The 25,117-nt window shown below is 49.0% G+C and carries 17 protein-coding genes; all 17 read left to right on the top strand.

Annotated features, from left to right (window positions below; translation table 11 throughout):
* Nucleotides 1-6: 6 nt before the first annotated feature.
* The 17 genes from ACFQY8_RS05765 to ACFQY8_RS05685 all read left to right on the top strand — a co-directional run bounded on the left by ACFQY8_RS05765 (nucleotide 7) and on the right by ACFQY8_RS05685 (nucleotide 25,115).
* Nucleotides 7-1,374 carry a dipeptidase gene (locus ACFQY8_RS05765; protein ID WP_377938938.1) on the top strand — a complete coding sequence of 456 codons (1,368 nt, stop codon included), beginning with the start codon at nucleotides 7-9 and terminating at the stop codon, nucleotides 1,372-1,374.
* A gap of 262 nt (nucleotides 1,375-1,636) precedes the next feature.
* Entirely contained in the window at nucleotides 1,637-2,296 is a 660-nt protein-coding gene (locus ACFQY8_RS05760; RefSeq protein WP_377938937.1) for an ECF transporter S component, read from the top strand.
* A 3-nt stretch (nucleotides 2,297-2,299) separates the two neighbouring features.
* A complete protein-coding gene (locus ACFQY8_RS05755; protein ID WP_377938936.1) occupies nucleotides 2,300-4,414 on the top strand; it encodes an ATP-binding cassette domain-containing protein in 2,115 nt (704 codons plus the stop codon).
* Between the two features lie 55 nt (nucleotides 4,415-4,469).
* Nucleotides 4,470-5,309, top strand: a complete 840-nt coding sequence (locus tag ACFQY8_RS05750) for a TrmH family RNA methyltransferase (RefSeq protein ID WP_377938935.1) — start codon at nucleotides 4,470-4,472, stop codon at nucleotides 5,307-5,309.
* Between the two features lie 115 nt (nucleotides 5,310-5,424).
* Nucleotides 5,425-6,480, top strand: a complete 1,056-nt coding sequence (pheS, locus tag ACFQY8_RS05745; RefSeq protein WP_449224240.1) for a phenylalanine--tRNA ligase subunit alpha — start codon at nucleotides 5,425-5,427, stop codon at nucleotides 6,478-6,480.
* 2 nt (nucleotides 6,481-6,482) lie between these two features.
* Nucleotides 6,483-9,080 (top strand): phenylalanine--tRNA ligase subunit beta, encoded by a 2,598-nt coding sequence (pheT, locus tag ACFQY8_RS05740; protein ID WP_377938933.1) that lies wholly within the window; start codon nucleotides 6,483-6,485, stop codon nucleotides 9,078-9,080.
* A 34-nt stretch (nucleotides 9,081-9,114) separates the two neighbouring features.
* Entirely contained in the window at nucleotides 9,115-9,753 is a 639-nt protein-coding gene (locus tag ACFQY8_RS05735) for a hypothetical protein (RefSeq protein WP_377938932.1), read from the top strand.
* A gap of 141 nt (nucleotides 9,754-9,894) precedes the next feature.
* Nucleotides 9,895-11,028 carry an N-acetyl-gamma-glutamyl-phosphate reductase gene (gene argC, locus ACFQY8_RS05730; RefSeq protein WP_377938931.1) on the top strand — a complete coding sequence of 378 codons (1,134 nt, stop codon included), beginning with the start codon at nucleotides 9,895-9,897 and terminating at the stop codon, nucleotides 11,026-11,028.
* Nucleotides 11,025-12,203, top strand: a complete 1,179-nt coding sequence (gene argJ, locus ACFQY8_RS05725) for a bifunctional glutamate N-acetyltransferase/amino-acid acetyltransferase ArgJ (RefSeq protein ID WP_377938930.1) — start codon at nucleotides 11,025-11,027, stop codon at nucleotides 12,201-12,203. Before argC ends, argJ begins: the two co-directional genes overlap by 4 nt.
* A gap of 5 nt (nucleotides 12,204-12,208) precedes the next feature.
* Complete coding sequence (gene argB, locus ACFQY8_RS05720; RefSeq protein ID WP_377938929.1) at nucleotides 12,209-13,171, top strand: acetylglutamate kinase; 963 nt, start codon at nucleotides 12,209-12,211, stop codon at nucleotides 13,169-13,171.
* Nucleotides 13,164-14,402, top strand: a complete 1,239-nt coding sequence (locus tag ACFQY8_RS05715; protein ID WP_377938928.1) for an acetylornithine transaminase — start codon at nucleotides 13,164-13,166, stop codon at nucleotides 14,400-14,402. Before argB ends, ACFQY8_RS05715 begins: the two co-directional genes overlap by 8 nt.
* Before the next feature lie 208 nt (nucleotides 14,403-14,610).
* Complete coding sequence (gene argF / locus ACFQY8_RS05710; RefSeq protein WP_377938927.1) at nucleotides 14,611-15,582, top strand: ornithine carbamoyltransferase; 972 nt, start codon at nucleotides 14,611-14,613, stop codon at nucleotides 15,580-15,582.
* Nucleotides 15,579-16,112 (top strand): arginine repressor, encoded by a 534-nt coding sequence (locus ACFQY8_RS05705; RefSeq protein WP_377938926.1) that lies wholly within the window; start codon nucleotides 15,579-15,581, stop codon nucleotides 16,110-16,112. Before argF ends, ACFQY8_RS05705 begins: the two co-directional genes overlap by 4 nt.
* A 50-nt stretch (nucleotides 16,113-16,162) precedes the next feature.
* Nucleotides 16,163-17,401 (top strand): argininosuccinate synthase, encoded by a 1,239-nt coding sequence (locus tag ACFQY8_RS05700; RefSeq protein ID WP_377938925.1) that lies wholly within the window; start codon nucleotides 16,163-16,165, stop codon nucleotides 17,399-17,401.
* A gap of 231 nt (nucleotides 17,402-17,632) precedes the next feature.
* Nucleotides 17,633-22,279 (top strand): glutamate synthase large subunit, encoded by a 4,647-nt coding sequence (gltB, locus tag ACFQY8_RS05695; protein ID WP_377938924.1) that lies wholly within the window; start codon nucleotides 17,633-17,635, stop codon nucleotides 22,277-22,279.
* The gene (locus ACFQY8_RS05690) at nucleotides 22,279-23,820 is read left to right on the top strand and encodes a glutamate synthase subunit beta (RefSeq protein WP_377938923.1); all 1,542 of its coding nucleotides are present in this window, start codon (nucleotides 22,279-22,281) and stop codon (nucleotides 23,818-23,820) included. The genes gltB and ACFQY8_RS05690 overlap by 1 nt, the downstream gene beginning before the upstream one ends.
* A 392-nt stretch (nucleotides 23,821-24,212) precedes the next feature.
* Nucleotides 24,213-25,115, top strand: a complete 903-nt coding sequence (locus ACFQY8_RS05685; RefSeq protein WP_377938922.1) for a DUF6175 family protein — start codon at nucleotides 24,213-24,215, stop codon at nucleotides 25,113-25,115.
* Nucleotides 25,116-25,117 lie beyond the last annotated feature (2 nt).

Raw genomic sequence — 25,117 nt, 5'->3', positions numbered from 1 at the left:
ATAACGATGGCACAGCTATCATTAGAGGAAGTCCGCTCACGTGTAGAAGCAGACTGGTCTCGCATTGTAGAAGTCTTGTCACAGAAGATTGCTCTTGGCTCCGTTTCTGCCAAAGGTATTACTGGCGATCATATGAAGACTTCTGCGCAGTTTGTCGCAGAAGAGATGCGTAAGCAGGGCGTAGAAGCTCGCGTTGTACAGTCCACAAACCCTGACGGTACGCCAGGCGCGTGGGAGGTCATCGGCTCCAAGATAGTAGACCCATCCGCACCGACCGTTCTTCTCTATGCACATCATGATGTACAGCCTGTGCCGGATGAGTCAGTGTGGGATACTCCAGCGTTTACCGCAACAGAAAAAGATGGTCGTCTCTACGGTCGCGGCGCAGCAGATGATGGCGGCGGTATTGCGATCCATTCGGGTGCGCTTCACGCATTAGGTGATGATTTGCCAGTGAATATTCGCATCTTCATTGAAGGTGAAGAGGAGATGGGGTCTCCGAGCTTCATCCCATTTATCGAGGCGCATAAAGATGAATTTGAATCCGATGTTATCATCGTGGCAGATTCTGGCAACTGGTCTGATGAGATTCCGTCGCTCACTACTTCATTGCGTGGCAATACTGATGTCGATGTAACCGTCCGAGTTCTCGGTCATCCAGTACATTCTGGACAGTTTGGCGGCCCAATTTTGGATGCAAATACCATCGCTGCCATGCTCATCGCAAAGATGTACGACGACAACGGTGATCTCGCCATCCCCGGCATCGATTCTCAAGAGCCAGTGGGTGGTTTGCAGCGTGACATGGACGAGGCAACAGTGCGTCGCGATGCTGCAGTCGTTGACTCATATAAGTTTGCCGGTACCGGTTCCTTAGCTGCGCGCATGTGGACCAAGCCATCCATGACGGTTATCGGCTTTGATGCGCACCCAGTTGAAGGTTCCTTCAACGTCATCGCTGATACTTCTCGCTTCCGTCTTTCTTTGCGCACAGCTCCTTCTCAGAATCCTGCGCAGGCTCAGAAGGCACTATGCGACTGGCTTGTAGCAAACGCTCCATTCGGTGCAGAAGTAACCGCCAAGCCGCTCGACAATGGTCAGGGATGGGCAATGGATCCAGATTCCAAAGCTGTTAGTGTGGCTGAGAAGGCAATGGAAGATGCTTTCGAGACGGCGCCTGTCAATAAGGGCGAGGGCGGATCTATTCCGTTCATTCCTGAACTTCAGCGCATCTTCCCTCACGCGCAGGTCATCGTGACAGGTCCGGAAGACCCTAAGGCGAACGCTCATTCTCCAAACGAGTCTATTTCTTTGAGTGCGCTGAAAAACAACGTTGTGACCGAAGCGTTGATTTTGCAGGGCTTGGCTGAGTAGATGTACAGTACAAACGCTGTTTTGTAGTAGGGAGTGAGCGAATGTCTTACCATTCGCTCACTTTGTTAGTGCTCTTGCTATATTTAATGATTGACACGGGTGCTGCACCTGATGTACGCGAGTACACACAGGCAAAGCTGAGATAGAATCGCTTGATTCTGACCGATTGAACGTATACCGGGTAATGCCGGCGCACGGACGTCATTCTCAAACTTTACCCGTGCCTCAATGAAGTTCGTTCGAAAACGAAATGGAGGCACACATGACTTCGAATGTAGATAATAAACGCTATACGTGGCGTATCGTTGATATTACCGTTGCGAGTGTGATTGCTGTGGCGTGCTCGTTGATTTACTGGGTAGCTGCCTTGGCATACGCGCCGCTGAGCTTTCTCGACGCGCTTGTACCAGGCTTGCTTGGATTCATGAATGGTTTGTGGCTCTTTGCGGGTCCTCTCGCATTAATCATCGTGCGAAAGCCAGGAGCTGCAATCTATGCGGAAATCGTTGCTGCTGTCATCGAAGCATTGCTAGGTAATGCGTGGGGAGGATTAGGAACAATCCTTATAGGGCTTGCGCAGGGGGCAGCCGTTGAGATTGTGTTTGCAATCGCGCTCTATAAAGTGTGGAACGTATGGATTACTACAATTTCTGGGGCGTTATCTGGTCTTGCGTGCTGGGCATATACTTTCTTTACTAATTTGCAGGCCATCGATTGGAACGGTGTTTACGGTGGCGTAAATCTTCTCACTACTATCATTTCTGGCATTCTTTTTGCTGGATTCTTTGTCTGGTGGATATACATTGGCATTGCAAAAACCGGAGCGCTTGATCATTTTGAATCTGGTCGAGTTGTCCGTCAGGGGAAAGTTGCAACGAGCTCTCAGGCTCAGAACTCCACAGATCAAGAGATTAAGGCGTAAATAGTGCCTGCATCTGTAGAAATTACTGACTTTTCATATCGCTATCCACTCAGCGAGAATTGGGCAGTCAGTCACGTCAGTCTGAGCATAGATTCTGGTGAGCGAGTTTTGCTTACCGGTCGCTCAGGCTGGGGTAAATCGACACTGCTTCAGGCTATCGCTGGAGTGCTCACAGATACGGATGATGGCGGTGAGCAGTCAGGATCTGTACTCGTCGGCGGAGTAGACGCACGACAATGTGTGGGGCGTGTAGGGCTCATCATGCAAGATCCCGATAGTCAAGTGATTTTTGCGCGAGTGGCAGATAACGTTACTTTTGGTGCAGAGAATCTAGGAGTTGAAGCAAGTGAAATTTGTCGCCGTGCCGTGCGCGCTCGAGAGCAAATGAATCTTGATGAAGCTCATGGTGTGCGTGCTCAAAGCTTAGCGCAGCGCCTGTCTGGAGGGCAAACTCAACGCCTTGCCATTGCAAGCGTGATAGCCATGCAGCCAGACGTCATTATCTGCGACGAGCCAACGGCAAATATTGACCCTGCAGGCATACATGATGTCGTACATGCCATTGATAGGGCAGCACAAGTAACTGGCGCCACGCTTATCGTCGTGGATCATAATGTGTCGGCGTGGGACGGTTTTATTGATAGGCGAGTGGAGCTGGGAGAGCGCATCCCCCTCATTCGCAACGCAGATGAGTTTGCTCCTCATTCGGCATCATCTCATGTTGTGATGAGCGTTCGCAGTCTTACCGCGGGATATGAGGGACAGGCTATCTCCTCAGGATTAACTGAAGATTTCTACGCTGGCGAAGTCGTAGCTATCACGGGGAAAAATGGCACAGGTAAGACGACACTCTCGCAGACACTTGCAGGGCTTCTGCCAAAACTCGAAGGCGAAGTGATTGTGGAAGGTAAAACAATCGATGATTGGAATCTTCGCGAACTTACGAGACATATTCAATTTGTGTTTCAAAATCCTGAGCACCAGTTTGTGACGAGTCTTGTCATAGAGGAGATGAAGACAGCTCTCCGTCTTAAAAATGCGAATGTCGATGATACTGCCCTTGAACAGAAGGCTCTCGAGCGGCTGGAGTTCTATGGTCTCAAAGATTTAGCTTGGCACAATCCTTATTCTTTATCGGGAGGGCAAAAGCGCAGGCTCACAGTGGCTTGTGCTCTAGAGATTGAGCCTGAGATTCTTATCGTGGATGAGCCGACGTATGGACAAGACCCCGCTACATGGAGATCTCTCATTCAGATGTTTGCAACGATTCGAGATCGGGGTACGTGTATCATTGCTGTCACGCATGATCGCGATTTTATTGAGTCTCTTCACGCACGAGAAATTAATCTTGATAGGTACGCGCAAGATTACATCATCAACGATAAAGAGCCAAGCCAATCAAAGTTTGTCGAGTCTTTGAATCCACTGACGAGGCTTGGGGCTGGTCTTCTTGTGGGGTTACCTCTTATTGCTTCTCTTGATGTAGTATCGAGTGGCATCGTTGTCGTTGTGGAGTTTATACTTGCGCTTACATTTGGTTTTAAACTCGGGAAATTAGCTCAATATACGTGGCCGCTCGTGCTAGGAGCTATCGGCGGGTTTGCGACCGTTGCAATTTATAGTCCTCAACATAATCTCATGCTTGCTTTGGCTACTGCTGTGCGCGTCATTGCTATGAGCGCTCCGGCGGTTATTATGGCGATGCGTATAGATCCGACTGATTTGGCGGATGCGTTGGTCCAAAAGCTTCACCTGTCAGACAGATTTGTATATGCGGCATTGGCGGGATTTAGGCTGCTCCCATTACTGCGTGTAGATCTCGAATCCATTCATCATGCGCAGATAATGCGAGGGCTTTATACGAAGAATCCACTCAAGCGTTTTCCCTCTGATGCGATGACTATGCTGACACTGGCGATTCGTCGCGCAAGCACATTATCTCTTGTGATGCAAGCGCGAGGATTCGGCTCACCACATCAACGCACGCATGTCAGAATCTCGCAGGTCAATCGGCGAGATATCGTCACTTTCCTCGTCTCAGTTGCTATTCCCGTAGTTGCACTCGTTATAGCGTACTATGGGGGAGCGTTCAATTTATTTGGACAGTCAATATCTTAAAATCAATATTCGAATGTCGGATAGTTAATACTCATACCTGCAGAGAGAAAGTACCATGCCACTCAATCGTGAACTTATGGATAATCCTCGCGCGACACGTGTCAAGCATATAACAGAACTTGCTAGTCGCAAGGGGCGTAAGAGGGCGAGGTTATTCCTTGTGGAAGGTCCTCAAGCAGTTCGTGAAGCTATTGGCTATGCTGCGAACTCTGTGCGCGACGTATATGTAGATGAAAACTGGCGGCAATCGCGCGTTCTACGTGACATTGTCAACTCTGCAATGGATAGTGAACTTTACGTTCATGAAGCAACGTCTGCGGTGATGGATACATTATCTCAGGATTGCCAAGGAATTTGCGCAGTCGTACAAACCGAGGCGGTTCTCAGTGAAGTTGCAGACTTAGACATAGCTGATAGCTCTCTCATCGCTGCATGCTGGCAGCTTCGCGATCCAGGTAATGCGGGCACTATCATTCGCGCAGCCGACGCATCGGGGTGTGCGGCAGTTGTGCTCGTCGATGAGTGTGTAGATGTGACAAATCCTAAGGTTGTGCGCTCTACTGCAGGTTCATTGTTCCATGTACCGATAGCGTCTATGACTGAGGAAGATTTTTTTGCGTGGTCACGTTCTCAGAATGCGTTAATGACTGCTGCAGATGTTTATGGAACGGATAAAACTCCAGTAACAAATCTTCAAGAAGCATTGGCGACGACTGATTTTCAGCGTATGCAGATTGTGCTCTTTGGTAATGAAGCACGAGGCTTAACTCCTGAGTTGATAGATAGTACTGACCGCGCCGTTGCAATCCCTCTCTACGGAAATGCAGAATCGCTCAACGTGGCAATAAGCGCATCAATTATGCTGTATGCGTTTGCGCTGCGTGCTCACGAGTAGTTATTCATAACAACATACTTTGAGTCTCAAAAAACGTATTTTAAAGTCTAAGCCAAAAGGAAAAATAGCAGACAGACTTGAGTTCCATAAAGGAAGGTACAAAGTGGCTGACGAAATTCAGTTCGATGCTGACGCGGTACAGAATGCCGTTGCAGAAGGCATTGCAAAGCTTAAGGATGTGACGAGTCTTGACGATTTGAAAGCTCTTCGCACTGAGTATGCGGGTGGTGGTTCTGCTCTCGCACATGCGAGTAAGGCGATTGGCGGACTTCCTCCTGAACAGAAGAAAGAAGCTGGCAAAGTAGTCGGCAAGCTTCGTGCGGACTTTGGGCGAGCCTTTGCGGCACGTGAAGAGGACATTAAGTCTGAACTTGAGCGTCAGGCACTTGCAGCTGAGACTGTAGACATGACTCAGCCAGTTAAGCGCAATCCTTTGGGCGCACGTCATCCGCTTCCTAAGCTCTTAGAAGATGTAGAAGATTTCTTTGTCTCTATGGGTTGGCAGATTGCTGAAGGGCCGGAAGTAGAAACTGAATGGTATGACTTCGATGCATTGAACTTCGGGCCGGATCATCCAGCTCGTCAGATGCAGGATACGTTCTATATCAAGGGCAACCAAGCGAAGGATTCTGCAGGCTTTGTTGGGTCGAACATGGTGATGCGTACTCATACATCTCCAGTTCAGGCACGTTCTCTGCTTTCTCGTGGTGTACCACTGTACATAGCATGCCCAGGTCGCGTATTCCGTACCGATGAATTAGATGCTACCCATACCCCTGTGTTCCACCAGTGTGAAGCGCTTGCTGTGGATAAAGGTTTGACTATGGCAGATCTCAAGGGTGTACTTGATAAGCTTGCGGTAGCTATGTTTGGTCCAGAAGCAAAGACCCGTCTTCGTCCGAGCTACTTCCCATTCACCGAGCCATCTGCAGAGATGGATTTGTGGTTCCCTGATAAGAAGGGCGGTCCAGGTTGGATTGAGTGGGGTGGCTGCGGTATGGTCAACCCTAACGTTCTTCGCTCCGCAGGATTAGATCCTGAAGTATATTCCGGATTTGCGTTTGGTGTGGGTATGGAGCGTACATTGCTTCTTCGCCATGACATCAACGATATGCACGACCTTGTAGAAGGCGACGTGCGTTTTAGCCAGCAGTTTGCGATGGGAGAGTAGAGATGCCACTTATTGATATGAATTGGCTACGCGACCACGTAGCTGTGCCAGAAACAGAAACTTACGAGCAGCTCGCTGCAGACCTCGTACGTGTAGGTCTCGAAGAGGAAACTATTCATACATCACAGGTTACAGGACCTATCGTCGTGGGCTACGTCGTAGACCTCACACCAGAGCCACAGAAGAACGGCAAGATCATCAACTGGTGTCATATCGACGTCGGTGAGCACAATGTGCTCGATGAGGATGGAAACAAGGTTCCTCGTGGCATCATCTGTGGTGCTCCAAATATCAAGGCAGGAGAGAAAGTCGTCGTAACGCTTCCAGGTGCTGTACTTCCTGGAGATTTTCGTATTGAGCCTCGCAAGACGTACGGTCATATTTCTGACGGCATGTGCGCTTCCGAGCGCGAACTTGGTCTCGGCTCTGATCACAATGGCATTATTCTCTTCTCGAACTATGGTCTCACTCAGGAGCAGTACGATGCTCTTGAACCTGGTCAAGATGCCATGCCAATCTTGGGTCTCAATGAGCCAACTTTGGAGATTAACATCACTCCAGATCGTGGTTATGCGTTCTCTTACCGCGGGGTAGCTCGTGAATTCCATCACTCTACTGGTGCTCAGTTTACTGATCCAGTACTTGAATTGAACGAGAAGGCTTCTACTCTCGAAGCTTCTGAGAATGGCGATGTAGAAGTCATCATCGAAGATTCCAACCCAATTCACGGTGTGGCAGGCTGCGACCGTTACTATGCACGTGCTATTAAGGGTATTGATCCTACGAAGTCTTCCTCGCACCTCATGCGTCAGAGATTGCTTCGCGCTGGCATGCGTCCTATTTCGGCTGCAGTAGACGTCACTAACTATGTGATGCTTGATTTAGGACAGCCGTTACACGCATATGATTTGGATAAGATTGAGCAGCCTATCGTCGTTCGTCGTGCAGTCGATGGCGAAAAGCTCACCACCTTGGACGGCAAGGAACATGAGCTCTGCCAAGAAGACCTTGTGATTACCGATTCTCCAAACGGTGAGAAGGGTTCTCGTATCCTCGGTCTTGCCGGTGTGATGGGTGGCCTCTATGGAGAAGTCACTGCTGAGACAAAGAATATTCTCATTGAATCTGCTCACTTCGATCAGGTGTCTATTGCTCGTACCGCTCGTCGTCATAAGATTCCTTCTGAGGCTAGCCGTCGTAATGAGCGTGGTGTGGATACTCAGCTTCAGGCAGCAGCTGCTTACAAGGCTTCTGAGTTGTTAGTCAAACTTTGCGGGGGACAGGCAAGCCAGACTCCAACGGATATCAATCACACTACTGCGCCTCAACCAGTAAAGTTCTCAACGAATGAAGTTAGGCGACTGACCGGTCTTGAGACATCTCAGAAGGAGATTGTCAGCTGGCTTGAGGACGTTGGTTGTAAAGTTTCTCAACTCGACAACGACTATATGAATGTCGTCCCACCGACATGGCGCCCAGATATTTCTGAGCCGTGCGATTTGGTCGAAGAAGTAGCTCGTCTCGTGAATTACGATGAGATTGCTGTCACCGTTCCTGCCGTTCCAGCTAGCCAGAAAACTGGCCTAACTGACTCTCAGCTTCGTCGTCGTCAGGTGGCGGATACTTTGGCGGAGTATGGTCTGACTGAGACTATCAGTTATCCATTCGTGGGAGATGAAGATTTCAAGGACTTTGCCTTGGATGGCGAGGCTATTAAGCCTATCTCTGTTGAGCTTGCAAATCCACTCGCTGGGGATAGGCCATACTTACGTCGTGAAATTCTCTTGACTCTCATGCGTACGGTACAGCGCAATATTCGTCGTGGTAACGCTCAGGCAAGTTCGTATGAAATTGGACATGTTTTTGAGTGGGACCCACAGGCTCCAGCTATTCCTGCTCTTCCAGGTGGAGTGCGTCCAACTGATGAACAGCTTGACGCACTCGAAGCAGGACTGCCGCATCAACCACTACATGTCGCAGGTATATTTACTGGCGAAGTGCAAGAGACTGGATGGATAGGAGAGAAGCGTACTGCTGATTGGACTGACGCAGTAGAGGCTGTAATGCGTGTATCTCAACGCCTCGCAGCTGACTTCAAGCTTGAGCAGGTGTTTGGCGAAGATGTTGCAAAGTCGTGGCATCCGGGTCGTTTTGCTTACGTCACTGTCAATGGTGAGCGCGTTGGATGCGTGGGTGAATTCCATCCGCGTATCAATGAGGGGATGGGCTTGCCGGCTCATACTGCAGCGTTTGAGCTTGACTTAGATAAGATTTTTGATTTTGTGAAGTATCAGCCTTTGCAGGCAAAACCAGTATCAACATATCCACTCGTTCATCAGGACTTTGCCTTCATCGTTCCAGATAGCATGACGAGTGACCAGATGAGTGCAGTGGTACACGAAGCAGCAGGTGAATTACTGGAGTCTATAGAGTTATTTGATGTATTCACTGGCTCTCCACTGGAAGAGGGGCAGAAGTCTTTGGCGTATTCTGTCACCTTCCGCGCGCCAGACCGCACTCTAGACTCCGATGATACCGATGCACTGCGTGCGCAGATTATCAAAGCTGCTGAAGGTGTAGGGGCAACTCTCCGCGCGTAGGAAGTGCAGAAGAAGGTCGTAAGAAAAGGACGATATGACTGACGAGATTGTTTCCGAGAACGTATCAAGTGCAGCAGACACGCCACGCGAGCATAAGCAGACTGAACGCTTATACGGACGCATGGCATCAGAGTTCCCAGGCTGGGATCCGTATGTCTATGGGAAACCTGAAAAACGCGAAAAACCTCAGGAACGTAAAAATCCCAAGCGCATACAAGTTATAGCTATGCCTCCTATGAGCGGTGGAGGTACAGGTGCCGGGAAGAATCCTCAAGGTACTCAGTCTGAAGATCAGCCTAAGAATGGTGGCGAACGGGAACAAAATTCTCCGTTCGTTGACGAGAACGGTAATCCCGTGAATCTTCCATTTCACTTTGAACCATTTGATCCAGATGACCCTCAGAAGAACCCTCTCTATGGGAAGTGGGATTTCTACGCATTTGTCGCTTTCATTCTCGCTTTTACTCCTTATACGGCTGTGTTAGCGCTGTTTATAGGTTGGCTATCGGTAGTACGAACCACAAAGTTTCATATGAAAGGTCGCTGGCTTGCAATTCTGGCAGTAATCTTCTCGCTCGCGGTAATTGCACTGGTTGTCTACCTCATGGCAACGGGTACGACAGCGGAACAATTTGCTCAAGAGCTCGAGACGTGGGCGGCGAACATACGATAGATAAAAGCAATAAATAAGTATGCATGAGACTGTTGCTGATAAAAGTGGCGGTCATCATATGAGAAACCGCAAGAAATAGGGAAGGTTTGGTCCTTCCCTATTTGCATACTTATTCATAATAATGAATAAGTAGGTGAGAATATGCATAAATATTCAGTAGCTGTAGCAGGTGCAACGGGCTATGCAGGAGGAGAAGCTCTGCGAATTTTAGCTGCGCATCCTTATTGTGATGTGACGTGTGTGGCAGGGCACACGTCTGTAGGACATGTGATGGGTGAGTTTGCACCGCATATTCCACAATACGCTTCGCTTGAAGTTCAGGATACGACTCCAGACGTGCTGAGCGGTCATGACGTTGTTATTTTGGCATTACCACATGGCGCTTCGGGAAAAATCGCGAGTGAATTGCATGACGTGAAAGTCGTTGTGGACTTGGGGGCTGATCATCGTCTCGAGCATAAGAATGATTGGGATGCGTTTTATGGCGGAGACTTCTACGATCATTGGACGTATGGTATGCCGGAGCTTGTTCTCGGGGATCGGCGGAAGACCAGTCGTGAAAAGTCCGATGCAGATTATCGATTCCAGCGTGAAAATTTACATGGTGCTACTCATATCGCTGGCCCCGGGTGCAATGTCACAGCTACAACTCTTGCGCTGCAACCTGCGATTGCGGCTGGCCTTGTGGAGAAAAATGTAACTGCTGCGCTGGCAGTAGGGTACTCTGGTGCGGGGAAATCCCTGGGGAAGGTTAATCTTCTTGCGGCACAAGCACTCGGTAGTGCACAAGCATATTCTGTGGGAGGTAGACATCGCCATATTCCTGAGATAAAGCAGAATTTTGCACATGCTGCAGGTCTTACTGACGATAACGGTCTTTCAGCTCACTATGAGACGTCGCAAATTAAACTTGGCTTTACGCCAGTTCTCGTCCCTATGTCCCGCGGAATTATGGCAACGGTGAGTGCGCCACTGAGCCATAAAGCATTAGAAATGAGCGATGCCAAGATTCGCGAAATATATCTAGATGTGTATGCTCAGCAAGATTTTATGATTCTTCTTCCTGAAGGAGTACTCCCGGCGACGGCAGATGTCATCGGCTCTAATGCGGCACATATTCAAGTTGTCGTCGACAGAAATGCCGGTTTGCTTTATGGTTTCTGTGCAATAGATAACTTGAATAGAGGCACTGCAGGTCAGGCGATTCAATCTCTCAATATCGCGTTAGGACTTCCTGAGGATGCTGGATTGACAAAGATTGGAGTAGCACCATGAGCGTAGTTTTTGCAGACGGTTTTGTAACTGCCGGAGTTCGCGCAGGAATTTCATCTGTCGAAGGGAAAAAAGATGTGGCTCTCGTCGTCAATCAAGGCCCTCTCGATGTAGCTGCTGGAGTTTTTACGTCTAATAGATTTGCAGCAGCTCCTGTGCAGTACTCTCGCGAGCGGATTAAATCTGGACATGCTAAGGCAGTGGTCATTAATTCTGGCGGGGCGAATGCGTGTACTGGCGATGCGGGTTATCAGCAGGTTTTGGATACTGCGGAGCATGCTGCTGATACCTTGTCGCAAGGTATTACTGCGGATGACGTGCTTGTAGCCTCTACAGGTCTTATCGGTGAGTTGCTTCCACTTGATGCTGTTTTTCGGGGAGTAGATTTGGCTGCGAAAGAATTAGCAAACGATTCCTCAGCAGGGTGCTGTGCTGCTGAAGCAATCATGACGACTGATACGAAGCCAAAAACGGTAGAAATCACGGGAAATGGTTTCAAGATGGGCGGTATGGTCAAAGGCTCAGGCATGATAGCCCCACAGCTAGCGACTATGATTTGCGTGATAACGACCGATGCTGTCGTTACGCCTCAACTTGCACAGAATGCATTGCGCAAGGCAACGGAAAAAAGTTTTGATCGTATAGATGTCGACGGTTGTATGTCGACAAATGACACAGTCCTTCTTCTCGCATCGGGTGCAAGCGGCGTGGAACCTGACAATGCTGAGTTTGAGAAACTTGTGGCTGAAGCGTGCACGCGCTTAGCCCGACAAATTATCGGTGATGGTGAAGGTTCTTCGCATGATATCAAGATTGAAGTCAACGGCGCTGAGACTGAAGATGCCGCTTTGGCATGCGCGAGAGCTGTGGCATCGTCGAATTTGCTGAAATGCGCAATCTACGGAAACGATCCCAATTGGGGACGAGTAGTGTCCTCTTTGGGGACTGTCCCAAGCGCGGTAGCGGCTTTTGATCCTCGTGATGTGACTGTCGATATTAATGGCATTCGTGTCTGCGATGAGGGCAAGCCGGGGCAACCGCGCGAGCTTGTGACAATGGACGAGCGTGAGGTTGATATCATTATAGACCTTCATACAGGAATGAATGAAACGGCGACAGTATGGACTGATGATTTAACTTTGGATTATGTTCATATCAACGCTGACTATGAATCGTAGGACATATGCATTCTTCATCATATATACCTAAAGGTCCGGGTTACCATTTGGACGTTCATAAGGATCTAACAGCAAGTCAGAAAGCTGAGGTTCTGCTTGAAATGCAGCCGTGGCTTGCTGAGTTTAAAGACTCTCTTATCGTTGTTAAATATGGCGGCAATGCCATGATTAATGACGAACTCCGCGCAGCATTTGCACAGGATATGGTGTTTCTACGTCAGCTCGGTCTGCGACCTGTGGTCGTGCATGGAGGTGGTCCGCAAATTTCTGAAATGCTCAATACTCTCGGTATTAAATCAGAATTTCGAGGAGGGCTGCGAGTCACGACTGCAGAGGCAATGGATGTAGTTCGTATGGTTTTGACAGGCAAAGTATCGCGTGAGCTTGTTGGCCTCATTAATTCATACGGACCTTATGCTGTGGGTATGTCGGGAGAAGATGGTGGTCTCTTTGGTGCAGTAAAACGCAGACCTCTCGTTGATGGTGAGCGTGTGGACGTCGGCTTCGTTGGAGATGTTGTCAGCGTAGATGCGCGCAGCGTGGAAGATTTGATAGCAGCTGGACGCATTCCGGTAGTATCGTCGGTAGCTCCGGATGAAGATGACGCAACGCAGGTGCTTAATGTGAATGCTGATACAGCAGCAGCCGCTCTTGCTGTAGCTTTAGGGGCGCGAAAGCTCATTATTCTCACCGATGTCGAAGGTATGTATGCGAACTGGCCTGATAGGAATTCTCTTATTGGTGAAATTGGGGCAGAAACATTACGCGGTATGCAATCAAAGCTTGAGGCGGGCATGCGCCCGAAGGTAGAAGCGTGCATACGCGCTATTGATGATGGTGTAAGCCAAGCGCATATCATCGATGGACGCAAAAAGCACTCCATCTTGAATGAGATTTTTACAAGCGAAGGTATAGGTACGATGGTGGTACCTGGAGAAGGCATGACAATGAGGAGAAATCATGAGTGAGATTCACGAAACAACAGACGAACTTTTAGACTTGTACTCCCATGATTTGATGAATGTTTTTGGTACGCCATTGCGAGTGCTTGACCATGGACAAGGAAGCTACGTATGGGATAGTGACGGAAATAAATACTTAGATTTCCTTGCTGGCATTGCGGTCAATTCCGTAGGGTATGCCCATCCGGATTGGGTGGCAGCGGTTGCCTATCAGGCAGGTAAAATTGCTCATACGTCAAATTATTTTGCTACTGAGCCTCAGATTGAGTTGGCGGAAAAGCTCATTGAGCGTTCTGGTGCTCCTCAGGGCTCGCGCGTCTATTTTGGCAATTCTGGAACTGAAGGTAATGAGGCTGCCCTCAAACTCCTCAAATTGCACGGAAATACGATGGAAACAACTCAAACTCCGCGCATCCTTGCGCTGACGCATAGTTTCCACGGACGTACGCTTGGTGCACTGTCCGTCACGTGGAAGCCTAATATTCGCGAACCATACAATCCACTTTTGCCTGCGGTCGAATTTATAGAAGCAGGAGATGTTCATGCATTGGAATCCGCATTTAATGACGGTCCTGTCGCAGGCATTATTATGGAACTTATTCAGGGCGAAGCTGGTGTACTCCCAGTGGGGGCCGAGTTCGTCCAGGCTGCTCGACGTCTCTGCGATGAGCATAACTCTCTTCTCATTATTGATGAAGTGCAAACGGGGATGGGGCGCACGGGGCACTGGTTTGCATTCCAAGATGAAAACCTCAGCGGAGGAGTAGTGCCCGATGCCATTACCTTCGCAAAAGGTGTAGCGGGTGGGTTCCCTATGGGAGGACTCGTCACTTTCGGCGGAGAAGTCTCGTCGCTGTTTACGCCTGGTTCTCATGGCTCAACTTTTGCGGGAAATCCTTTGGCAACTGCCGCGGGTCTTGCGACTATAAGCATTATTGAGAAAGAAAATTTGATTGTGAATGCGCAGCGTCGTGGTGAGCAACTAAGAAGTGAGCTGAGTGCGTGTGACAATCCATTATTTGTATCTGTGCGCGGTGCGGGTTTGCTTAATGCTGTAGAGCTTGAGCATCCTTGTGCTCATGCGGCAGCAAATTGGGCGCTTGACCATGGTCTTATCGTTAACGCTGTAGCTCCACACGCTCTCCGCATGGCACCTCCACTGACCATCTCTGAAGAGGAGATTTCTCGCGGAGTAGCTATCTTAAGGCAAATGCCAACAGATTTGGAGAATAACTAGACGTGGATGCACAATAAAGGCAGGTTTCTTGTATTATCTGAAGTGAGATAAATGCGCGTGCGGTATGTGTGCGTTCATATCGTGAGAAAGTCACAATGATAACTGTCGACTGTCCTCGTTGTTTTGCATAATTATACATAGATGTGAATATTTTAGCGAGAATATGCAATTCTGTTTTCAGAAAGATGTTCTCAGAAAAGAGAAAACCATGACTCTTCGGCATATGCTTCGCGATGATGACCTCACTCATGAGGAGCAAAAACAGGTCCTTAAGCTTGGTTTAGCGTTTCGCGAGAATCGATACCTATCTCGTCCGTTTGAAGGTCCGCAGTCTGTAGCGGTTATCTTCGATAAGCCAAGTACACGTACGCGGTCAAGTTTTGCCACCGGTGTAGCTGAGCTTGGTGGTTATCCGCTCGTCATTGATAAAGAGGGCTCACAACTTGGACGTGGCGAACCTGTAGCGGATACTGCGCGTGTGCTGACACGTATGACTTCTGCGATTGTGTGGCGTACTTTTGGACAAGACCGAGTCGAGACGATGGCACGTTATGCAACCGTCCCCGTGGTCAATGCTCTCACTGATGATTTTCACCCATGCCAAATTTTGGCAGACTTCTGTACTATTGCTCTGCATAAAGGTGGAGTGGATAGTCTCAAAGGTATGAAAATTGCATATCTTGGTGATGCTGCAAATAATATGTCTCATTCTTACCTACTCGGCGGGGCTGTAGCAGGTATGTACGTAGCAGTAGCCGGTCCACAGGGTTACCTTCCTCGTACAGATATCGTAGAGGATGCTCAGCGCATTGCGAGCGAAAATGGTGGCTCGATTACGGTGACGACGGATCCTATTGAAGCTGCCCACGATGCTGATTGTATTTTCACAGATACGTGGGTTTCCATGGGCGAGGAAGCAGAGTATGCTAAGCGTTCCAAGCCGTTTATTCCGTATCAGGTCAACGACTCTGTCATGGCAGTAGCAAAAAATGATGCTATCTTCCAGCACTGCTTGCCTGCGTACCGTGGTAAAGAAGTGACGTCAAGCGTGATTGACGGACCCCAGTCTGTCGTGTGGGATGAAGCAGAGTTTCGTTTGCATGCGCAGAAAGCACTTTTGACATGGCTGATTGCACAACAGCGAGAAGATGAGTCACTTCTAGCAGGAGTGACAGCATGAACGCCGGAGTGCCTACTACGCGCACTGCACGTTTAAGCATAGTGGAAAGCATTATCCTTCACCATGTGATTGAGTCTCAGCAGCAGCTTGCTGATTTGCTTGCAGATGAGGGGATTCAAGTCACACAGGCGACGCTCAGCCGTGACTTGGACGATTTGAAAGCAAGTAAAGTCCGTACGCCTTCTGGTACATTTGCATACGCTGTACCGCAAGGTGCACAGTATGCTCAGTCAGCGGATAGCCTCGTGCCAGGACCTCGCCCTGCACGTATGGCGACGAAGGCAGAGCAGCAGCTTTCTAAAGTTATTGGTGGGCTTATCACGAAGGTTATTGCAGCTCAAAATTTAGTCATCATTCATACGCCTGCAGGAGCTGCACAATATGTGGCAAGTGCTATCGATAAGCAACCGATTGCTGATGTAGCGGGGACGATTGCCGGGGATGATACTGTAATGGTCATCGCCAGTGACAACCAAGCTGCTCAAAAGAAGCGCGACTGGCTTCTTGAGATGGCGTCGAACGCTCGATAAAGCTAATTGATCTATATTCATTTACGGTTAAACTTGCGAAAGGAAAGACAATGGCAAATAAGAACCGTATCGTCTTGGCATACTCCGGCGGCCTTGACACATCTGTAGCGATTCCTTACTTGAAGGATCGCACAGGTAAAGACGTCGTCGCAGTGTCGCTTGATGTAGGACAGGGGGGTGAGCGCCTCGAAACTATCAAGGAGCGTGCCCTTGCATGTGGCGCAGTAGAGTCCTACATTGTCGATGCGCGGGACGAGTTTGCGGATGAATACTGCATGCGCGCTCTGAAGGCAAACGCGATGTATGAAGGCGTATATCCATTAGTATCTGCCATTTCTCGTCCGCTTATCACTAAGCATTTAGTACGAGCCGCACATCAGTTTGGCGCAGATACTATCGCACATGGTTGCACAGGTAAAGGTAACGATCAGGTTCGCTTTGAAGTATCTATCCAGTCGATTGATCCAACTCTTGGAGCGATTTCTCCTATCCGAGACCTTTCTCTCACTCGCGATGTAGAAATTGCCTACGCAAAGGAGCACCAGCTTCCTATCGAACAGACCGAAAAGAGCCCATACTCTATCGATCAGAACGTATGGGGACGCGCAATTGAGACAGGCTATCTCGAAGATCCGTGGAACGCGCCAACGAAAGACGTGTACTCTTACACAGATGATCCAGCATTCCCGCCAGTAGCTGATGAAGTTACTATTGAGTTTAAGCAGGGTGTCCCTGTCGCAATCGACGGTCGAGCAGTTACACCGTTGCAGGCAATTGAAGAGATGAATCGTCGAGCTGGTGCTCAAGGTATCGGCCGTATCGACTTGATTGAAGATCGTCTTGTGGGTATCAAATCGCGTGAACTTTATGAAGCGCCCGGTGCAGTAGCTTTGATTACTGCACACCAAGAGCTTGAGAACTTCTGCCTTGAGCGTGAGCAGCATCGCATCAAGCGCGATATCGATAAGCGTTGGGCTGAGCTTGTCTATGACGCTCAATGGTTCTCACCAGCAGTGAAGTCTTTGAATGCATTCATCGACGATACACAGTACTACGTTTCCGGCGAGATTCGTATGGTACTCCATGGAGGACGTGCTACTGTAGTAGGTCGTCGCTCTGAGTCTTCGCTCTATGATTACAATTTAGCGACATATGAGTCTGGTGATTCCTTCGATCAGAACGCATCTGTCGGCTTCATAGAGATTTACGGTCTACCTACTAAGGTTGCCGCAGCACGTGACGTTAAGTTCGGTAACGCTGTCGAAGTTCCAGCAAATACCGTCGAGTAACGTAGATTTTAAATTAACGTAGACTGACGTAGATACTTCATGGTGGTATAGATACGCTTTGGCGTAGTTATACCACTATTTTTATTTGAGATTTTCGTCCAGAATCTGAACTTAGCTCCGTGTGTCGCATGAAAGAGTAAGAGCAAGATGCTTAAATTGAACTAGATATTTCGCCTGGAAAATCGCGCACATTCCCATCGAGGATTCTTCTCTCGGTTAAGGAGCAGTAAGATGACGTCACTTGATTTGACTGTACAGTCAGCACAGGGTTTATATGATTCACGCTTTGAGCATGACGCATGCGGCGTCGGCATGGTCACTACGCTTAATAAACAAGCAGAGCGTCGAATCGTCGATAACGCACTTGAAGTCTTAGAGAACTTGGACCATCGAGGTGCAGTCGGCGCTGAAGAGAACACCGGTGACGGCGCTGGCATCATGATGAGCATGCCAGATGAATTCTTACGTGAAGTATTTGACGTAGAACTTCCACACGCTGGCTCTTATGCGGCAGGCATTGCCTTCCTTGATAGAGACATTGCTACTGCGGGTAAACAGCAGCAAGAGATTAGTAGAATCGCAGCGTGTGAAGGTCTCGATACTCTCGCATGGCGTGTAGTGCCTACGAATCCAGCAGATTTAGGTCTTCAAGCGCTCGCAGGCATGCCAAGTTTTTATCAAGTCATTTTTGTAGATAATGGTGGCGCGAGCGATTCAGAATACTCGGAAGATTCAGAAAAGACAGATACGTCTCGAGAAAAGGCTCGTGGGAAAATGAGCGGATTGGCTCTTGACCGTGTAGCGTATCGGATTCGCAAGCGAGTAGAGCATGAGGTTGGTGTCTACTTCGCATCGCTGTCCACGCGCATGATGACATACAAGGGCATGCTGACGACTTCTCAGCTTTCGCAGTTCTTCCCAGATCTCAACTCTATGAGTATGAAAGCACGTGTAGCGATTGTGCATTCGCGTTTTTCCACGAATACTTTCCCTAGCTGGCCTCTTGCTCAACCGTTCCGCATGATTGCTCACAATGGTGAGATTAACACTATTCAAGGTAACCGCAATTGGCTCTCAGCACGTTCTGGAAGCTTGAAATCTGAGCTTCTTGGCGAGATGGCAGACCTGCTCCCATTAGATGTACCAGGCAATTCTGATTCTGGCACTTTCGATGAAACGCTTGAGCTTTTGAACCTTGCTGGGCGTAGTATTCCCCACGCTGTGCTGATGATGCTTCCACCAGCGTGGGAGAATAATCCTGACCTCGACCCTGACGTTCGTGCGTTCTATGAGTACAACAACACTTTGATTGAGCCGTGGGATGGTCCGGCAAATATCGTCTTCTCTGATGGTCGCTATGTCGGTGCTCAGCTCGATCGTAATGGTTTTAGACCTGGGCGTTGGCAGCTCGACCGTGATGGCTATCTCGTTCTTGCCTCGGAAGCTGGCGTGCTTCCCGAAATTCCTCAAGATGATATCGTTCTCAAAGGTCGTCTCGAGCCAGGAACGATGTTCCTCGTAGATACGCAAGAAGGTCGCATAGTACCAGATGAGGAGATAAAGAAGCAGCTTGCCTCTGAGCACCCATATGCGCAATGGATGGCGCAAAATTCTGTACGTCTTTCTGAACTTCCTCAGCGTGAGCATGTACGCTATTCGGGACAGTCTGTCCAGCGTCGCCAGCGCGCGTTCGGATACTCGGAAGAGGATTTGAAGATTCTGCTCGCTCCTATGGCAAATACCGGCAAGGAGCCACTCGGAGCCATGGGCAACGATACGCCGTTGGCGGCACTATCGAGCCGTTCTCGCATGCTCTTTGACTACTTCACTCAGAAGTTTGCACAGGTGACAAATCCTCCTCTGGATTGGGAACGCGAGCGTATCGTAACATCGTTGACCTCAGCCATCGGTCCGGAGACAAACTTGCTAGATGATGCTGAGCTTTCTGCGAAGAAGATTGTCATTGATTTGCCTGTCGTGACCTCTGACGAAATGGCGCAACTCAAGCGTCTTGATAAAGCAGCTGTACTTGATGGATATTACAAACCATACGTAGTGCGAGGACTTTACCAAGTAGCAGGCGGCGGTCAGGCGCTGAAACAGCGTTTGGAAGAAATTTACGCCGAGGTGGATAGCGCTATCGAGGAAGGAAAGAACTTTATCGTTCTTTCTGATCGCGATACAGACCACATGTGGGCACCGATTCCGTCACTGTTGCTCACTTCAGCGGTGCAGCATCACTTGCTCGAAACGAAGACTCGTACCAAGATTTCTATGGCCGTTGAGGCGGGGGATGTGCGCGAGGTACATCACGTCGCGCTCCTCATCGCGTATGGCGCAGCGTGTGTAAACCCCTATATGGCCTTTGAATCTGTAGAAGAACTCAGCCGTAAGGGATATGTGACAGTAGATGAAGAAACAGCGGTTACGAATTTAAAGAAGGCGCTATCCACAGGCGTTTTGAAGATTATGTCCAAGATGGGCGTATCTACAATTATGAGTTATCGTGGCGCGCAGCTCTTCGAAGCAGTGGGACTTTCGCGTGAGGTTATCGACTCGTACTTTGCTGGTACAGTATCGCAGGTTGGTGGTGTCGGTCTCGACGAGCTTGCAGAAGAAGTCGCTATCCGCCATCGCGTGGCGTACCCTGCTCAACCAACTGCTCGTCCTCACATGAACCTTGATTTGGGTGGTCAGTACCATTGGCGTCGCACGGGGGAAGATCACTTGAACGATCCAGAGGCTATCTTCCTTCTCCAGCAGGCTACGCAGCGTGGCGACTATGAGATGTTCAAGCGTTACACGCAGCATGTGAATGATAATTCAAACCGTATCATGACATTGCGTGGTCTGATGAAGCTGAAGAGTAATCGTCCATCCATCCCGTTGGACGAAGTTGAGCCGGCTTCCGAAATTGTCAAGCGTTTCTCTACAGGTGCCATGTCGTATGGTTCCATTTCGCAGGAAGCACATGAGACCTTGGCACAAGCTATGAACGCCATTGGCGCCCGTTCCAACTCAGGCGAGGGTGGAGAAGACCCAGAACGTCTCAATGACCCTCAGCGTGTATCGCGCATTAAGCAGATTGCTTCAGCTCGATTTGGTGTAACGTCGAACTACTTAGTTCACGCTACAGATTTACAAATTAAACTTGCTCAGGGTGCAAAGCCGGGCGAGGGTGGGCATCTTCCTGGAGCAAAGGTACCGCCGTGGATTGCAAAAGTTCGTCATGCCACTCCTGGCGTGGAGCTGATTTCTCCTCCGCCTCATCATGATATTTACTCTATCGAGGATTTAAAGCAACTCATTAATGACGCAAAGAATGCCAATCCTCAAGCGCGAGTACATGTCAAACTTGTTTCTGAATTTGGCGTGGGCACGGTCGCCGCAGGCGTAGCGAAATGTCATGCTGATGTAGTCCTCATCTCAGGATTTGACGGTGGCACAGGTGCGGCGCCGCTGAATGCTATCAAGCATGCGGGTACGCCGTGGGAGATAGGCTTAGCGGAAACTCAGCAGACACTGATTTTGAATAATCTGCGTTCGCGTATCACAGTTCAGTGTGATGGTGAGCTTAAGACTGGACGCGATGTGGTCGTAGCAGCACTACTCGGCGCCGAAGAGTTCGGATTTGCAACCGCGGCACTCATCGTTGAAGGGTGCATTATGATGCGCGTATGCAACCTGAACACCTGCCCTCAAGGCATTGCTACTCAAGATCCTGAACTCCGTCGTCGTTACACCGGCAAACCAGAGCACGTCATCAACTTCTTTATGTATATTGCTGAAGAAGTACGTGAAATCTTGGCAGAGCTTGGTTTCCATACGTTGGAAGAAGCCGTAGGACACGTTGAATGCTTGGATCGTGATGAAGCTGTAGAACAGTGGAAGTCGCAGGGCATTGATTTGACGAATGTCCTTGCTCAAGTTGGTCCAACGCCAGGAACTGTTCTGCACAAGGTAGAGGATCAAGACCATGAGCTTGATAAAGCCTTGGATAACCAGCTCATTGAGTATGCTCAAGATGCGTTAGAGTGCAAAGAACCCGTACGTATTGAGCTTCCTGTACGCAACGTAAATCGAACTCTCGGTACCATGCTCGGTTACGAGATAACCAAGCGCTACGGTGAAGAAGGCTTACCTACTGACACAATCGATATGACATTCCACGGTTCAGCTGGACAGTCTGTAGCAGCATTTATACCGTCAGGTGAAACTATCCGCATCTATGGCGAAGTTAACGATTACGCCGGTAAAGGCTTGTCAGGCGGTCGATTAATTGTGCGACCTGAAGAGGGCATCCAGTTTAATGCTCATACAAACGTCATCGCTGGCAACGTCACCGGTTTCGGCGCTACGTCTGGCGAACTGTTTGTCGCCGGTCGAGCTGGTGAGCGTTTCGGTGTACGAAACGGTGGCGCTACTATGGTCGTCGAAGGAACGGGCGACCACGCATGCGAGTATATGACCGGTGGAAATGTCATGATTTTGGGCTCTATGGGGCGTAACTTCGGAGCTGGATTCTCTGGTGGACACGTCTATGTGCTTGACCTTGATATGAAGTCGGTCAATCCTGCAGCTGCTACGAACGGTACACTTATTTTCGAAAAGGTTCGCAGCGGTAGCAAGGAAGCTCAATTCGTCGAAGAGCTTCTTACGAAGTACGCGAAGGAGACGAGCTCATCGTTTGCAGAGAAACTTGTTGAGCAGCTGAAGAGCAGTAAAGAAACGCTCCTTTCGCGTTTCACTCATGTGGTTCCGCGTCAGTTTGTGGCAATGCAGGAAGCTATGGAAGAGGCAGAAAAGAATCACGTTGACTTCAATGAGTCAGGTGTATGGGAAAGCGTTTATGAACGCGTCGTAGAAGGAGTGCGATAATGGCAGATCCACGCGGATTCCTCAAGGTACGTCATCGCGAAGAACTTGCTACCCGCTCTCCTGAAGAGCGTATTAAAGACTGGTTCGATGTCCATGCGCAGGCAGGTCTACAGCCGTGGACGGCAGAGCAAGCAGCAAGGTGCATGGACTGCGGCACACCATTCTGTATGACAGGCTGTCCTCTGGGCAACGTCATTCCAGAGTTTAATGATTTAGTTCGTCAAGGTAAGTGGGAGGATGCGTATAATCGTCTTTCCTCCACGAACAACTTCCCAGAAGTGACAGGACGTATTTGCCCTGCACTATGCGAACAAGCATGTGTACTTGGCATTCATCAGCCACCGACCATGATCAAGAATGATGAGCAAACCATTATCGATCAGGCGTGGGAACTTGATATCGTTAAACCTCTTCCACCACAACATTTGACTGATATGACAGTTGCGATCGTTGGATCAGGACCGGCTGGCCTTGCATGCGCTCAGCAACTTACGCGCGCCGGTCATACTGTAGTCGTCTATGAGCGTGATGATGCTATCGGCGGACTGATGCGCTATGGCATTCCTAACTTCAAATTGGAGAAAGAGCTTATCAACCGTCGTCAAGCACAAATGGAAGCTGAAGGCACCCGCTTCAAGACTGGCGTGGAAATTGGCAAAGACATTACTTGGGATGAGCTCAAGAGCCGATATGATGCAGTCGTTGTGGCGATCGGATCGACGGTGCCTCGCGATATGAATATTCCAGGTCGTGAGCTAGAAGGTATCCATTTTGCGATGGAATACTTACCGGATGCTACACGTCGAGTATTCGGAGTCGCGCCAAAGAACGATATCACAGCAAAAGATAAGCACGTCGTCGTTATCGGTGGCGGCGATACTGGCTCTGATTGCTTGGGCACAGCTCTTCGCCAAGGGGCAAAAGGTGTAACCGTTCTCCAAATCATGCCACAGGAACCGACGACACGTCCAGACGCAAATCCGTGGCCGACCTATGCTCGTACCTATCAGAAGACAACTTCGATGGAGGAGGGTGGTACATACTTGTACAGCACCGATTCCGTGAACTTCGAGTCTGAGGTGGAAGGCGCTGAAGGCAAGGTTTCCATTCCCGATAATACTGCTGCCGATGGTTTTGTAACTGATGGAAACGGTCATGTAACAGGACTCAAAATCGTAGATGTGGCGCCGGGAGAGAACGGTCCGTTCACTCGCCAAGAAGGTACCGAGCGTGTCATTCCTGCCGATTTAGTCTTGATTTCTGTAGGTTTCTTGCATCCGGATACTTCAACTCTCATGGACCAACTTCCAGTGGAGCTTGACGCGCGTGGCAATGTGTCCCGTGATCATAATTTTGAGTCCTCTCAGGATGGTGTCTTTGCGTGTGGTGATGCCGGTCGTGGACAGTCTCTCGTGGTGTGGGCTATCGCTGAGGGGCGCTCGTGTGCAGAAGCCGTAGACCGTTATCTGTCCCGTAAGGATAACTCTGAACTTCCGGCACCAATTAACCCAACGGATAGAGGCATGACTCTGCCACGATAAGCATGGTTGACAGATAATTAGTGTGCGTTGAGAGGATGGTCAAGGATAGAACATCCTCTCGATTTGTTTATGCAATGTAGAGAGATTTGTGTTATTGCCTTCTATGTAAACGAGTGCTAACGTTTGCAAAGTTAGCATCATCGGATTTAAAGCCAATTTTATTTTAGAGAACTTCCCTTAATAGTGAATAAAGTTTTCGGGATGTATATGAAGCCCATTCCAGCGTCCCACCATGTTACATTTTCTCTTATATGAAAATTGGAGATGTGTTCAAAACGGATACTACTAAACTCGTATGTAGTTGTAAGAGCGAACTTTTTGATGATAAATCATGTGGAGTGAGCTTTACTGTAAGTGTGTAAGTGAGAGACAGAGAAAGAAGCTGCATAAGGATGAAGGTGTTCTTAGCCGGAGCGTACGGCCATTTGGGTAGTGATATTCTAGAAGTCTTAGTTAGGGCAGGTCATGAAGTTGTCGCGGCGGATTTAGCTCATCGCAGTCTTCCATCGGGTATCATGCCGAGTGAATTCGTTACCTTTGATGCATTGCATCCGCGTGCTCTTGAAGGCCATATGAATGGCGTAGATGTTGTTATCTCCACTGTAGGTTTGACGAGTGCTTCTAGTGAAGTGACAAATTACGATATAGATTTCCGTGGAAATGAAAATATTCTTGATGAAGCTAAACGTGCAGGCGTGAAGCATTTTGTTTTCGTATCAGTTCATGGTGCAAATCCGCATAAAGATGATATTCCTATAGTTCAAGCTAAAGGGCTTTTCGAACAGTCTTTGCGTGAGAGTGGCATAAGTTATACGATTATCCGCCCTACAGGTTACTTCTACGACATTATTAAGGTCTTTAAGCCGATGATTGAGAAGGGCAAAGTCACGCTTCTCAAGACGAATGATGGCGAACCCGTATCTGCAAATGTTATCGATACGCCTGATCTGGCTCAATTTATCGTGGAACATATGAATGACAACGATGTCACCCTCGACGTAGGTGGCAAGGAAACATATTCGTACGAGGATATTGCTCGCATGTGTTTTGAGGCGGCAGGCAAGCAGACGGTTATTAAGTATGCTCCTCAGTTCCTCTTTGACATGTTGACTTTCTTCGCAGACATTACGAAAAACGGTCGTGAATCTGTCATCCGCTTCTCGAAGTGGACTTTGACTCACGATATGACGAGCGACATTCAGTATGGTACGCGCAGCTTTAAGGAATATATAAGAAGCAATTTTGCTATGGCACACACTGACGAGTCCTTAAGTCAGCAGAGAGCTGAGGCATAGTT

This window comes from Alloscardovia venturai (genome assembly GCF_042676605.1).
Taxonomy (GTDB): domain Bacteria; phylum Actinomycetota; class Actinomycetes; order Actinomycetales; family Bifidobacteriaceae; genus Alloscardovia; species Alloscardovia venturai.
The sequence above is the reverse complement of the archived record's forward strand: the minus strand, read 5'-3'. Positions and strand labels throughout refer to the sequence as shown.

What these genes read in the sequence shown, in the direction of transcription:
- ACFQY8_RS05765 (WP_377938938.1), top strand. Translation starts at nt 7, where the DNA reads ATGGCACAGCTATCATTAGAGGAAGTCCGCTCACGTGTAGAAGCAGAC.
- ACFQY8_RS05760 (WP_377938937.1), top strand. Translation starts at nt 1,637, where the DNA reads ATGACTTCGAATGTAGATAATAAACGCTATACGTGGCGTATCGTTGAT.
- ACFQY8_RS05750 (WP_377938935.1), top strand. Translation starts at nt 4,470, where the DNA reads ATGCCACTCAATCGTGAACTTATGGATAATCCTCGCGCGACACGTGTC.
- pheT (WP_377938933.1), top strand. Translation starts at nt 6,483, where the DNA reads ATGCCACTTATTGATATGAATTGGCTACGCGACCACGTAGCTGTGCCA.
- ACFQY8_RS05735 (WP_377938932.1), top strand. Translation starts at nt 9,115, where the DNA reads ATGACTGACGAGATTGTTTCCGAGAACGTATCAAGTGCAGCAGACACG.
- argC (WP_377938931.1), top strand. Translation starts at nt 9,895, where the DNA reads ATGCATAAATATTCAGTAGCTGTAGCAGGTGCAACGGGCTATGCAGGA.
- argJ (WP_377938930.1), top strand. Translation starts at nt 11,025, where the DNA reads ATGAGCGTAGTTTTTGCAGACGGTTTTGTAACTGCCGGAGTTCGCGCA.
- argB (WP_377938929.1), top strand. Translation starts at nt 12,209, where the DNA reads ATGCATTCTTCATCATATATACCTAAAGGTCCGGGTTACCATTTGGAC.
- ACFQY8_RS05715 (WP_377938928.1), top strand. Translation starts at nt 13,164, where the DNA reads ATGAGTGAGATTCACGAAACAACAGACGAACTTTTAGACTTGTACTCC.
- argF (WP_377938927.1), top strand. Translation starts at nt 14,611, where the DNA reads ATGACTCTTCGGCATATGCTTCGCGATGATGACCTCACTCATGAGGAG.
- ACFQY8_RS05705 (WP_377938926.1), top strand. Translation starts at nt 15,579, where the DNA reads ATGAACGCCGGAGTGCCTACTACGCGCACTGCACGTTTAAGCATAGTG.
- ACFQY8_RS05700 (WP_377938925.1), top strand. Translation starts at nt 16,163, where the DNA reads ATGGCAAATAAGAACCGTATCGTCTTGGCATACTCCGGCGGCCTTGAC.
- gltB (WP_377938924.1), top strand. Translation starts at nt 17,633, where the DNA reads ATGACGTCACTTGATTTGACTGTACAGTCAGCACAGGGTTTATATGAT.
- ACFQY8_RS05690 (WP_377938923.1), top strand. Translation starts at nt 22,279, where the DNA reads ATGGCAGATCCACGCGGATTCCTCAAGGTACGTCATCGCGAAGAACTT.
- ACFQY8_RS05685 (WP_377938922.1), top strand. Translation starts at nt 24,213, where the DNA reads ATGAAGGTGTTCTTAGCCGGAGCGTACGGCCATTTGGGTAGTGATATT.